This is a genomic window from Hafnia sp., from assembly GCF_036648275.1.
Taxonomy (GTDB): domain Bacteria; phylum Pseudomonadota; class Gammaproteobacteria; order Enterobacterales; family Enterobacteriaceae; genus Hafnia; species Hafnia alvei.
The window spans coordinates 188,944-202,091 of record NZ_JAVXIQ010000004.1; the positions used below are offsets into that span (position 1 = coordinate 188,944).

The window sequence follows — 13,148 nt, forward strand, 5'->3', positions numbered from 1 at the left end:
GAGAGCTAAACGAATTTCTTACATCAATATCCTTGCATCGGATAGGCCCTCTCCTGTTTACTTAGCGCAATAGCTTTATTATTCATATTCACGTTTCGCTTTAACTTCACTTTAGGTTGATACCAATGCAAAAGATGATTAATGCCGTACAAAACTATGCTTGGGGCAGTCACGATGCACTGAGCAAGCTGTATGGCTTCTCGAATCCAGATAACAAACCTATGGCTGAATTGTGGATGGGGGCTCATCCGCTTAGCAGCTCTAAAGTTTTGGATAAAAACGGCAATAAGGTGTCATTACGTGATGAGATCGCCAAAGATCTCACGGGGAATCTAGGCAGCGCCGTCGCGAAACGTTTTGGCGAGTTGCCATTCTTATTCAAAGTTCTGTGCGCCGCACAGCCGTTATCGATTCAAGTACACCCAAGCAAACATGCCGCAGAAGAAGGTTTTGCGCGTGAAGAATCCGCGGGTATTGCGATCAATGCCGCAAACCGTAATTACAAAGATCCTAACCACAAGCCCGAGCTGGTTTATGCGTTAACGCCTTTCAAAGCGATGAACGGCTTCCGTGAATTTGCCGAGATTGCTCAGCTATTACAGCCTGTAGCCAGCGCGCATCCTGATATTGCGAAGTTTATTCAATCGCCAGACGCACAGCATTTATCCGTGTTATTTGGTAATTTGCTGAGCATGACTGGTGAACAAAAATCGCATGCCTTAAGTGTGCTTGCCGAAGCGCTAAACCACCAGCAAGGGCCAGCATGGGATGCAATACGCGGCATTGCGCGCTTTTATCCAGACGATAGCGGCCTCTTCTCGCCGTTGTTACTCAATACCGTTGAGCTTGAGCCTGGCCAAAGTATGTTCCTGTATGCAGAAACTCCGCACGCATATTTGGATGGCGTCGGCTTAGAAATCATGGCGAACTCAGACAACGTTCTGCGTGCCGGCCTAACGCCAAAATACATCGATGTGCCAGAACTGTTAGCCAATGTGAAGTTTATTGCTAAGCCCGCTAACACGTTGCTGACTGCCCCAGTGGTGAACGGGCATGAAACTCGCTTCCCTATTCCGGTCGAAGACTTTGCTTTTGCCGTGCATACCCTAGCTGAAGCGCCACAGTCGTTAGCGCAAGAAAGCGCGGCGATTCTGTTCTGTGTTACCGGCGAAGCGACGCTGATTAAAGGCGAACAGCGTATCGTGCTGGTTCCAGGAGAATCCTGTTATCTGCCAGCCAGTGAGTCGCCAGTGCAGGTTCAAGGCCATGGCCAATTAGCCCGCGTATTTAACGAACTCTGATTTATGCTATGAAAATAAACCTAATGTAAACCTTGGTAGAAGTATCCCTTTCCCCAGCAAATTCAGATAAGTATTTGCGAATGGGCTTGGTTTACATTGAATGGGTTTACATCCACAATGAAAAGCGCCTGCGGGCGTTTTTTTGTTATACGTCTATCATCATTTGTTCGACACGCCGTTTTTGAGGCATTTCCCTCGCGGCAGCACATTTAAGGCTTAAGGAAGAACTCAATATGAAAAAATCAGCTGTCGCGGTTGCGGTCATTGTTGTATTAGGCGCAGCCTGGACCGGAGCCTCTTGGTATACCGGCAAGCTCATTGAGCAACGAATGACGACTGAGGTTGAGAACGTTAATAGCCAGATCAACAACTATTTCCCTAAAGCAGGGTTAAAACTCAGCTACGAAGACTACAACCGTCATCTGTTCTCGACCGACGTTCGCTATATTCTGCAAAACGATCCAACTTTCAAAGGCGAGCCAAGCCTCAAAGCCGGTGAACAGATTGTACTGAAAGAAACCATTACTCACGGACCATTCCCGCTGGCTCAGCTCAAGAACTTCAACTTTGTGCCGAGCATGGCATCCGTACATACCGAATTAGAAAACACGCCAGCGGTAAAAGCGCTGTTTGATGCCACTAAAGGCAAATCGCTGGTTGATGCTGATACACGCATCGCCTACAACGGTGATACACAGTCGAAAATTACGCTAATCCCTGTCGATTACGCGAAAGATAAGATTTCAGTGAAATTTGACGGCGCAGTGATTAACGCAGACGTCGCTAAAGATCTTTCCACGCTGAAACTCGACATGAACAGCGATAACGTGGCGATCTCTGCGCCAAATGAAATGGGCCAACAAGAGCTAATCACTCTGCAAGGCTTCACGATGGAAAGCGATAGCCATCGCGGTAAGTTTGACCTGAATATCGGCTCGCAGAAAATGAACGCCAAGCATCTGTCAGTGTCTGTCGATGGCAAAGAATCTGCCGTGCTTGATGGCTTCAAGCTAGACGCGAACGTCGGCGAAGATGATAAGAATCTTAATGGCGTGCTGAATTACACGCTTGATGCGCTGAAAATCAGCGGCAAAGATTTCGGTCAAGGTGCCTTAACGTTGAAATTCAACGGCGTAGACGGGAAAGGATTGAAAGCGTTTACCTCCCAGTACAATGATTTCATCAATCGCCAACTGGCGCAGGGAGACGACGTCGATCCTGATGTCTATCAGCAAGAATTAGCGGCGCTGGTTGAAAAGAATATGCCTGCCCTGCTCGCCGGAAACCCAACGCTAAATATTCAACCGCTGAGCTGGAAAACCGCTCAGGGTGAAAGCCAGTTTAGCTTGGATCTCAATCTTGCGAATCCTCAGCCTCAGGCTGAAACCACCGGCGAGCCGTTGATGTTGCAATCAATCAAAAAGCTGGACGCAAAACTGGCTATCTCCATGCCGATGGCGACCCAGTTGACTTCTCAGGCAGCTGAATTAGAAGGTTATAACGCCGAAGATGCGAAACGTTTAGCTGGACAACAGGTTCAAGGCATTTCAGCCATGGGCCAGATGTTTAAACTGACAACGCAAAAAGACAACGTGATTTCGAGCAACTTCAGCTATGCCGATGGTCAGGTTGATTTGAATGGCACCAAAATGCCGCTGGCTCAGTTTGTTGGCCTGTTTGGGATTTTAGGTGGTATGCAGGATCAGAGCGAAGCCCCTGCGGGGAATTGATTCAGCATTCAGACACGATGTTAACGATAAGCGGCCTCTCTTGGGGCCGTTTTTTTAAGCTAATTCAGAAAGGATTACGCCGAGCCTCTAGCAATCAGCTTGGGCGGCAAAATAATATGTTGGACCTGCTCATCCGGCGCATCAATACGCTGTAGCATACGGTTCGCCGCGCTATAGCCAATTTCGCGCGCGGAGCTACTGATGAAGGTCAACGGAGGATCGGTCAGTTCCGCTTCCGGCACATCCCCAAAGCCTATTAATGCGACCTGACGCGAATAGTAGCTTTCGTTTTCGTCTTTACCCACGCTATTGCCCATGCCGATTACGCCAAAATAAGCCCCCATAGCAATAGACGCCTTATGACACAAGATAGCGGTAATTTTAGGGTGATGATTCAACAGCTTTTTAGTGGCTTCGGCCGCGTCCTGTTGCTTGCAATCGCACTCGACGACCCACTCAGATTTGAACGGCAGACCATATTGGATCAAGGTTCCACAAAAACCACCTAAGCGTTCGGCGCGCGTAAGGGAACTGCTTTCCCCACCGAGATATGCAATCTGGCGATGACCATGTTTGATCAAATATTCCGTCGCTATCTTTGCAGCCTGCGAGTTATCAGGACGAATAACGTCGATATCATCAAATTCGCTGGCTCGCGCGGCGCACACCAACGGTAAATGCATATCTCGCGCCTTTTGTTTCATCTCATCACTAAGAAAGCGCCCGCTGCCGACAATAATGCCATCAACACCGTAACCACTCAGGCTATCAAGGCAACGAGCCAGATGCAGCCCTTTTTTGCCGCACTGCGTGAGAAATAATACCTTGCCCTGCGCTTCTAAGATTTCACTAATTCCGGCTGCCACTTCGGCATAAAAAGGCTCACTAATGTCACTAACGATAAGCCCGATCACGTTAGACACGCTTCCGCGCAGCATCGCCGCCTGTTGGTTGCGTACATAACCAAGAGTTTCAATCGCCGAGTTAACACGGTGACAGGTTTTATCAGAAATACGCCCCTTGCCGCTAAGGACCAGAGAAACAGTAGTGACTGATACGCCTGCATGCTGCGCAACGTCGGTAATGGTGATCTTTTTCGGGTTCATGCCGTTAATTATTCACTTGTCGATAGCATAGGGTATTCATTTCCGTAGGTTATTTTACCGTATTTTTTAGTAAAACATTTAATCCAATCTCGCATAATTCACATTAACACTGATTTTTAGAACTGTGATCCGGCAAATGGTTTTGTTTGGTAAAACGTTTTATCTTCTTTTACCAGAAAGACTAAGACTAGTTGATAATTTTTATTAGAAACAGCGATCCTATCCACGGATCTTTCCATCAGGAGTGTCCATGCCCACCCAGACCAAACAAAAAATTACGCTATGGGAGTTTTTCCAAAGCCTTGGTAAGACCTTTATGCTGCCCGTGGCGCTGCTCTCTTTCTGCGGCATTATGCTGGGAATTGGTAGCTCGCTGAGCAGCCGCGATGTTTTAACGTTATTGCCGGTGCTGGATAATACCCCGCTTCAGTTGCTGTTTACCTGGATGAGCAAAATTGGCTCCTTCGGTTTTAGCTTCCTGCCAGTGATGTTCGCCGTTGCTATCCCGCTGGGTATGGCGCGCGATAACAAAGGCGTTGCTGCATTTGCCGGATTCGTAGGTTTTACCGTATTCAATCTGGCCACCAACTTCTATCTGACGACCAAAGGGATTTTGCCAAGCATTGACCCTCTGGTGCTGAAAGCCAATAACATTCAAACCGTGCTGGGTATTCAGTCTATTGATACCGGTATTTTGGGTGCGATTATCGTCGGGATTGTGGTGTTCTTACTGCACGAACGCTTTAGCACTATTCGCCTGCCGGATGCGCTTTCGTTCTTTGGCGGTACCCGCTTTGTCCCTATTATCACCCTGCTGGTTTTAGGCCTGCTTGGTCTGCTGGTTCCATTGATCTGGCCGTGGTTCGCCATGGGTATTAATGGCCTTGGTCGCCTGATCCATAGCGCTGGTGCATTTGGTCCGATGATCTTCGGTACAGGTGAGCGTCTGCTGTTACCGTTTGGTTTGCAGCACATTCTGGTTGCCATTATTCGCTTCACCGAAGCGGGCGGCACCATGGACGTTTGCGGCCACTCCGTAAGCGGCGCGTTGACCATCTTCCAAGCCCAACTTTCTTGCCCGACCACCCACGGCTTCTCAGAAAGCGCAACGCAGTTCCTGTCTCAGGGTAAAATGCCCGCCTTCTTAGGTGGTTTACCGGGTGCCGCGTTAGCGATGTACCACTGTGCGCGTCCTGAAAACCGTCATAAAATTAAAGGTCTGCTGATTTCTGGTGTGGTTGCCTGTGTTGTTGGCGGTACCACTGAACCACTTGAATTCCTGTTCCTGTTTGTCGCGCCGTTCTTGTATCTGATCCACGCTATCCTGACAGGTTTGGGCTTCACCATCATGTCCGTGCTCGGCGTGACTATCGGTAACACTGACGGCAACATCATCGACTTCGTGGTGTTTGGTGTTCTGCACGGCCTACAAACCAAATGGTATATGGTTCCTGTGGTTGCAGCAGTGTGGTTCGTTGCCTACTACGCTATCTTCCGTTTCGCTATCACCCGCTTCAATATCAAAACGCCGGGACGCGATATTGACAACAGCACCACCAGCGAGAAATCGGCCAAGGCTGCCTCTTCAAGCAAATCAGGCTATGACACCCCGGGGATTTTGGTTGCTCTCGGCGGCGCGGATAATATCGTGTCACTCGACAACTGTATTACCCGTCTGCGCCTCTCGGTGAAAGACATGAAGCTGGTTGACGATGCAACGTTGAAAAATCTGCGCGCCATTGGTGTGGTGCATGTTAACGAGCATAATTTGCAGGTTGTTATTGGGCCACAGGTACAGTCGGTCAAAGATGAATTAGACTACCTAATAGCTCAGCCAAGCGTATAACCTTGTTTGACCATACATTTGGGGCGCTTAGCGCCCCGCTTTATTTCTCATTCGAGCAAACATCAAATTAAGGCGAATGAAATATGTTTGATTTTTCTAAGACTGTTGACCGTCACGGCACGTGGTGTACCCAGTGGGATTATATTGGCGATCGTTTTGGTGTTAACGATCTGCTGCCTTTCACCATTTCCGACATGGATTTTGCGACCGCTCCTTGCATCACGCAGGCACTGGAAAAACGCATTGCGCACGGTGTGCTCGGCTACAGTCGCTGGCAGCACGAAGATTTTCTCGGCGCACTGCGTCACTGGTACGCTAAGCGTTTTAACAGCGCTATCGATACCGACACCGCCGTTTATGGTCCTTCCGTGATCTATATGGTGGCACAGCTCATTCGCCTGTGGACTCAGCCCGGTGAATGCGTTGTCACCCATACGCCCGCCTACGATGCTTTCTATAAAGTGGTACTTGGTAATCAGCGCCAATTGCTGGCCTGCCCGATGAAACAGTCTGAGGGTGAATGGTTCTGCGACATGGCCCACTTAGAAGCGCTACTGGCTCGCCCACAAACCAAAGTACTGTTGCTATGCAGCCCACAAAACCCAACGGGGAAAGTCTGGACCCGTGCCGAACTGGAAACCATGTCCGAGCTGTGTGAACGGCATGACGTGAAGGTCATCAGTGATGAAATTCACATGGATATGACGTGGGGCGATCGCCAACACCTTCCGTGGAATGAAGTGGGCAAAACACCGTGGGCATTGCTCACCTCCGCCTCCAAGTCTTTCAATATCCCTGCTTTAACCGGTGCCTATGGCTTCATTAACGATCCCGCCACTCGTGACGCCTATTTCTTGCAGCTTAAAAGCAAAGATGGTCTTTCCTCTCCGGCGGTGCTTGCCGTTGCGGCGCATATTGCCGCCTATCGTGAAGGTCAGCCGTGGCTAGACGAACTGCGCGCGTATCTTCAGTCTAATCTGGAATACGTCGCCACCGAGCTTAACCAAGCCTTCCCACAATTGGCATGGAAAATCCCACAGGCAACGTATTTGGCATGGATAGATCTGCGCGTTCTAGGCGTGGACGATCAAGAACTACAGCGCGTACTCATCGACGAAGAAAAAGTGGCGATTATGCCTGGCTTTACCTACGGTGAAGAAGGCCGTGGCTTCGTTCGACTTAACGTTGGCTGCCCACGCAGTAAGGTTGAATTAGGCGTGCAAAAACTAATTTCTGCTTTAAATAAGTTAGTTAAATAGCCAGTCTAAACATCCCCGTCGCAACTCAGCGGCGGGGAAAAACCCGCTCCTCTCACGCCTCAGCAAAAATCTTGCTCTCAAAAGCGGCACACTTCCAGCGACCCATTTACTGGTTGAAAGTTTGTTCGAACGCTTCTATAGTCAACGTACGGAAAAATACCGTACACATCCAATATTGAATTTATTTGAACCGTTTAAAACTTATTTGTGAAAAATGACTGCCGCAAGCGCGAGCCGTCGAGGAATACAGTATGTCTGCATTAAAAAAACAGCGTATCGATCTTCGATTAACTGACGAAGACAAAAACGCCATCGAAGAAGCTGCGGCGATGTCCAACCAAACTATCACGCAGTTTATGCTTACCAGCGCCTCTGAACGTGCAGCGGAAGTTATCGAGCAACACCGTCGCTTGATCCTTAGCGATGAGTCATGGAATCTGGTAATGGATGCCATCAGCACCCCACCGGCACCGAACGATAGACTTAAACGCGCAGCCAAACGTCTACAGAGTATGGAATAGTCAATGCCTAACTTAACCATTGCAATTTTTTCGAGTGAAGCCGAATACGATTTCTCTGACTTTGACTGCGGCGAAGAATCTCTGAATGTATTCCTTACCGATCATTTGGCTCGCCAGCATAATGCGCGAATTTTACGTGGCTATTTACTCATAACCCAAACGCCAAAACCCAAAGTCGTTGGTTATTACACGCTATCTGGTAGCTGCTTCGAAAAGGAAACACTTCCGTCAAATACCCAGAAACGAAAAGTGCCTTATGTCAACGTACCCAGTATCACTTTAGGGCGTCTCGCCATTCAAAAAGATCTCCATGGACAAGAATGGGGCACGGTGCTGGTGACTCACGCGATGCAAGTGGTCTATCGAGCATCGCTTGCCGTGGGCGTTCACGGCATGTTTGTCGATGCACTCAATGAGAAAGCAAAGCAGTTCTACCTGAAACTTGGATTTATTGCTCTCACGGGCAATAACGCAAACTCACTTTTCTACCCAACCAAATCCATCGAAAAACTGTTCGAGGATTAACCGTTTATCTCATAATAACCATACATATTTTTTACCATTTTATTGATACTGTGTATTTATACAGTCACCCGTAAAATTGAGACCAGCACCCATTATTTGTGATTAAGATCACATTTTTATGCAACTCACTGGTAATTTGCAGTGTATTGTTTTTATACTGTTACGCACTTTATCCAGAATAACTGAGAGTGCATATCATGATTGACACCCGCCTTCCTCTGACCGATATCCATCGTCATCTTGACGGTAACATTCGTCCACAAACTATTCTGGAACTGGGTCGTCAGTTCAATTTGGCACTGCCTGCTGAAGAACTGGAAGCCCTACGCCCTCACGTACAAATAACCGATACCGCACCAGATTTGGTCAGTTTTTTAGAGAAACTGGATTGGGGCGTTGCTGTTTTAGGCTCTCTAGACGCCTGCCGCCGCGTAGCCTACGAAAACGTGGAAGATGCATTACGTGCCGGTATCGATTATGCCGAACTGCGTTTCTCGCCGTATTACATGGCGATGAAACACCAATTGCCTGTCCAAGGTGTCGTGGAAGCCGTGATCGACGGCGTGCGTGCAGGCGTTCGTGATTTTGGCGTTGAGACTCGCCTCATCGGCATCATGAGCCGCACTTTTGGCGAAAGCGCATGCTTAAAAGAATTAGATGCCCTGCTGGCCTGCCGTGAAGGCATTACCGCATTAGATTTGGCCGGTGACGAACTGGGCTTCCCTGGCTCTTTATTCCTCAATCATTTCAATCGCGCACGCGACGCGGGCTTACGTATTACGGTTCACGCAGGCGAAGCAGCTGGTCCTGAAAGCATCTGGCAAGCTATTCATGAATTAGGTGCAGAACGTATCGGCCACGGTGTTAAAGCGGTTGAAGATACCCAGCTGCTGGATTATTTAGCTGAAAATCGTATTGGAATGGAATCCTGCCTGACGTCAAATATTCAAACCAGCACCGTGGCTTCACTGGAAAATCACCCGCTGAAAACCTTCCTACGTCACGGCATTCTGGCTTCAATTAACACTGACGATCCGGCAGTAGAAGGCATTGAGCTAGCGCATGAGTATAACGTCGCCGCACCTGCCGCAGGGTTAACGCCGGAAGAAATCCGCACCGCTCAGATTAATGGATTGGAGATGGCGTTTATTTCTGAAGAAGAGAAACAAGCTCTGCGGGAGAAGAAATTAGGGTAGTGTTTAGTTGATAGTCGAAGAAAGGTGAAAGGTTTCGTCCGCCTATGAATAACAGCTATCACATATAGCTAAATCGAAGGCGACCGATGAGGGTCGCCTCCCCCAGCGATACCATAAAAACACAACTGCTAGCGGGCGAACGAAATCTTACACTAAATGATCATATCGTTATGTACTCGAAATTTTAATCCTATCACCCTAACTCGAACACGATATCTCCAACGTCTTACCCCATTCCGGCGGCAACGCACTTAAATCATCGAAAGCAGCATCGTCTTCGTAAGGATTTAATAGCCCCTGATGAACTCGGGTGAGCACGCTGATATCATCTTTTTCCGCGGCTTCAATCGCGTTTTGCGCCAAATAGTTGCGTAAGATCCGTTTAGGGTTCACCGATTTCATCTGCGTCTGACGCGTTGCGTCGTCTACGCTGTCCTGCTGCAAACGTAAGCGCCACTTGCGGTGCCATGCATCAAAGGCATCACGATCGAGAAAATCATCGCGCAGGGCCATTTGGTTTTCGGCCACTTCTACATGGCTTAGCTGGCGGAATGTGCGCGTATAATCCCGCCCTTCTTTGGCCATAAGGCTAAGAAGTTCGGTCAGCAGATCGTTATCTTGATTGTCTCGACTAAAGAAACCCAGTTTCTTACGCATTTGCTCGCCAAAAGCCACCATCAGCGCGGGCTCATAGGCATCAAGCGCACCACGAATTTGATCGGCAGTCATCAGGCCAGAAAGCGCCTGACCCAGACGATGCAGGTTCCAATACGCAACCGCGGGCTGGTTATCAAACGCATAGCGCCCCTGATAGTCAGAGTGGTTACAAATAAAACCGGGTTGGTAATCGTCAAGGAAGGCATAAGGGCCAAAATCAATGGTCAGCCCCAGAATCGACATATTATCGGTATTCATTACCCCGTGCGCAAAACCTTGCGCTTGCCACAGGGCGATCAGGCGCGCCGTTCGCTCGGCGATATCACGCAGCCAAAGTGCATAGCGATCTTTTTCATCAACCAGATGCGGCCAATGATGGCGAATCGCGTAATCCGCCAGCTTTCGTACTTCAGCAGGCTGTTCGCGATAATAGAAGTGCTCGAAATGGCCAAAACGCAGGTGGCTTTCCGCGATACGCATCAGCATGGCACCGCGCTCAGGCTGCTCGCGGAAAACAGGCTGCTGGCTGGTGACAATACTCAGTGCTCTGGTTGTGGGAATGCCGAGATGGTGCAGTGCTTCGGAGGCTAGGAATTCGCGGATCACCGATCGCAATACCGCGCGGCCATCACCCATTCTTGAATAAGGCGTTAGGCCCGCACCTTTGAGATGCCAATCGTATTTGCCCCCGTCGGGTAGCTGTTGTTCGCCGAGCAAAATACCGCGACCATCGCCCAACTGCCCCGCCCAAACCCCAAATTGGTGCCCACTGTAAACCTGAGCGATAGGATTCATTCCCGGTAATAGCGCCTCACCGCGCAAAACGGCGGCGGATTCACCGGTAAAAAAATCAGGGCTCAGGCCTAAATCATCGGCTAAGGGCTGGCTGTAATACAGTAAACGCGCATCTTTAAGCGGCGTTGGCTTTAGCTCGGTATAAAAACCCGCAAGCTCATCGTGATAGCTATTAATAAATTGAGTCATGTGCCCTCTTGTTTTCACCGCATATGATTACAGTGTAGAGGGCATGACTCGATATAAACACCGGCACTCTGTGCGGGTATGGCGGGTTTATTTCACTTGCTGCGATAGCCACTGCTTCAGTTCATGCAGTTCCGCCTGCTGTTCAGGGAATTCCTGCACTAACTGTTCCACAACTGCACCAATTTCATCGCTACGATAAGCCACCTGATGCAAACGCTCGGCAAGCATTTCTAGCGGAGCGGGGTTCAAGCTGTCGGTAAACATCTGTGCGCGCGTAATAAGCCCACGTTCAATGTCAAAGTGCAGCTCAACGCCGCCCCACACAAAGCGTTCATCCAACTGGTGCGTGAACGATGGCGCTTGACCAAAATTCCATGCCCAACTGCTTTGCTTTAGGAACTGCTCGCTGAAATTCGGCATGTCAGGCTCATAGCGCGGTGAAATATGTTCAGCCTCAACGCGCTCGCCATAGTGGTCGAAGAATGACTCGGTGATCGCCGTACAGATTTTCTCATGGGTAATATCAGGCATCAATTCCACTAGGTTTGCTACACGGGAACGCACCGACGTAATCCCTTTCGCCTGTAATTTCTTCGGATCGGGATTCAGGTAATTAGCCAACCGGCTCAGATCGGCATTCAGCAGCAGCGTGCCATGATGAAAGCCGCGATCCATGGTTTCACGATACGCTGAACCGGAAACTTTGCGCTCGCCATCCGCAGTGGTGACCACTAAGTCATTGCGACCCGAGGCATCGGCAGCAAGGCCTAGGCTGCGTAAGGCATTAAGAATAATGCCGGTTGAAATTGTTTTATCGTATTCAGGCTTACCGGCCATAAAGGTAAAGCAGGTATTACCTAAATCGTGGAATACCGCGCCGCCGCCGCTGCTTCGGCGGGCTAATTTCACGCCATCCTCGCTCATGCGCCGAGTATTACACTCTTTCCACGGATTTTGCGCCCGCCCGATCACCACGGTATCGTTATTACGCCACAAAAATAACACCCGCTGCGTGGGGGCCATTTGACGAAATATGCACTCCTCCACCGCCAAATTAAACCAAGGGTCATAAGAGTCTGAAATCAATAAGCGTAAAGTGGTCATTCGTCAATTCCGGTTATTCTTTGCATAGAGAATATAATAACATTTCGCTGCGCTGACTGCGGCAGGAAAGTACCTGTGGTATTTGAGGAGTTTCAATTAGTTTTGAAATAGGTTATTTCGGCATTTTGCGCGTATATACCCTAAATAATTGGAGTGCATCAAGGCGGCAAGGGAGCGAGTCCCGATGAGCTTACTCTAGTAAGTAATTCGGGTGAGCAAGTGCAGCCAACACAGATGCAGCTTCAAGTATGACGGGTATAAAAAACGCCCATATTAAGGGCGCTTTGAATAATTAGGATTATAACTAATAAATTATATAACGTAGAAACTATAAGCGTCGTGCCTGCCAATAGACTTTACGCCAATAGACATTATCTAATGAAGAACGGGTAACGCCCTTACTGGTTGAGGCGTGAATAAAGGTTTCATCGGTATCGTAAATACCCACATGCAAACCGTTTTCACCTCCGCCGGTTTTGAAAAAGACCAGATCGCCCGGCATCAGTTCGTCGCGGTCGACCTTCGTACCCAGCGACGTTTGCTGCTTGGTGGTACGAGGCAGCTGCATTTCAAAACGGTCGCGGAAAGTGCGATAGACAAAGCCCGAGCAGTCAACGCCGTTACGCTCTAAGCCACCGTAACGATAAGGCGCACCGTGCCATTGGCGTAGCTGATCGTTCAACTGCGCCACCACGGCGATTGAATCAGATAATTTTCCGCTTGGTGGCGGCGCATTATGGCTACAGCCCGCCAACACCAAACTTGCCACTACCACTAAAAAACCAAGACGCATAATTTCCCTTTTGCTTATCTTATTTACCTAGCCATAACCTAGGTTCTTTCTCATTGGTAAATTGTACGAATTATCTACATATTTACGTGCTAAGTCAGAATTATGCAAATTTAGCGTGATTTTTTT

At 48.9% G+C, this 13,148-nt stretch carries 11 protein-coding genes; 7 read left to right on the forward strand and 4 right to left on the reverse strand.

The window, feature by feature from the left end:
• Window positions 1-125 precede the first annotated feature (125 nt).
• Together manA and RSC70_RS06095 are read left to right on the forward strand one after the other, a co-directional pair.
• Window positions 126-1,301 (forward strand): mannose-6-phosphate isomerase, encoded by a 1,176-nt coding sequence (gene manA / locus RSC70_RS06090; RefSeq protein ID WP_282807078.1) that lies wholly within the window; start codon window positions 126-128, stop codon window positions 1,299-1,301.
• A gap of 233 nt (window positions 1,302-1,534) precedes the next feature.
• Window positions 1,535-3,031 carry a YdgA family protein gene (locus tag RSC70_RS06095; RefSeq protein WP_332542045.1) on the forward strand — a complete coding sequence of 499 codons (1,497 nt, stop codon included), beginning with the start codon at window positions 1,535-1,537 and terminating at the stop codon, window positions 3,029-3,031.
• Window positions 3,032-3,105: 74 nt separating this feature from the next.
• On the opposite strand, the gene malI is transcribed toward RSC70_RS06095, so the two are convergent.
• Window positions 3,106-4,137: a Mal regulon transcriptional regulator MalI gene (gene malI, locus RSC70_RS06100; protein WP_040044923.1), complete on the reverse strand. Its 1,032-nt coding sequence runs from the start codon at window positions 4,135-4,137 to the stop codon at window positions 3,106-3,108.
• Between the two features lie 250 nt (window positions 4,138-4,387).
• On the opposite strand from malI, the gene malX reads away from it, so the two are divergent.
• The 5 genes from malX (at window position 4,388) to add (ending at window position 9,484) form a co-directional block, all read left to right on the forward strand.
• Window positions 4,388-5,983 (forward strand): maltose/glucose-specific PTS transporter subunit IIBC, encoded by a 1,596-nt coding sequence (gene malX / locus RSC70_RS06105; RefSeq protein WP_025801383.1) that lies wholly within the window; start codon window positions 4,388-4,390, stop codon window positions 5,981-5,983.
• An 83-nt stretch (window positions 5,984-6,066) separates the two neighbouring features.
• Entirely contained in the window at window positions 6,067-7,242 is a 1,176-nt protein-coding gene (locus RSC70_RS06110; RefSeq protein WP_332542046.1) for a MalY/PatB family protein, read from the forward strand.
• 251 nt (window positions 7,243-7,493) lie between these two features.
• Window positions 7,494-7,763 carry a type II toxin-antitoxin system TacA family antitoxin gene (locus RSC70_RS06115; protein ID WP_025801385.1) on the forward strand — a complete coding sequence of 90 codons (270 nt, stop codon included), beginning with the start codon at window positions 7,494-7,496 and terminating at the stop codon, window positions 7,761-7,763.
• Between the two features lie 3 nt (window positions 7,764-7,766).
• Window positions 7,767-8,288, forward strand: coding sequence for an N-acetyltransferase (locus RSC70_RS06120; protein WP_332542047.1), 522 nt, complete (start codon window positions 7,767-7,769; stop codon window positions 8,286-8,288).
• Between the two features lie 197 nt (window positions 8,289-8,485).
• Entirely contained in the window at window positions 8,486-9,484 is a 999-nt protein-coding gene (gene add, locus RSC70_RS06125) for an adenosine deaminase (RefSeq protein WP_332542048.1), read from the forward strand.
• Between the two features lie 198 nt (window positions 9,485-9,682).
• Here the strand turns inward: add and RSC70_RS06130 are convergent, their stop codons facing one another.
• The 3 genes from RSC70_RS06130 to RSC70_RS06140 form a co-directional block, all read right to left on the reverse strand.
• Window positions 9,683-11,125 (reverse strand): protein adenylyltransferase SelO, encoded by a 1,443-nt coding sequence (locus RSC70_RS06130; RefSeq protein WP_332542049.1) that lies wholly within the window; start codon window positions 11,123-11,125, stop codon window positions 9,683-9,685.
• 87 nt (window positions 11,126-11,212) lie between these two features.
• Window positions 11,213-12,229, reverse strand: a complete 1,017-nt coding sequence (locus RSC70_RS06135; protein WP_332542050.1) for a lipoate--protein ligase A — start codon at window positions 12,227-12,229, stop codon at window positions 11,213-11,215.
• 328 nt (window positions 12,230-12,557) lie between these two features.
• A complete protein-coding gene (locus tag RSC70_RS06140) occupies window positions 12,558-13,022 on the reverse strand; it encodes a C40 family peptidase (RefSeq protein WP_025801280.1) in 465 nt (154 codons plus the stop codon).
• Window positions 13,023-13,148 lie beyond the last annotated feature (126 nt).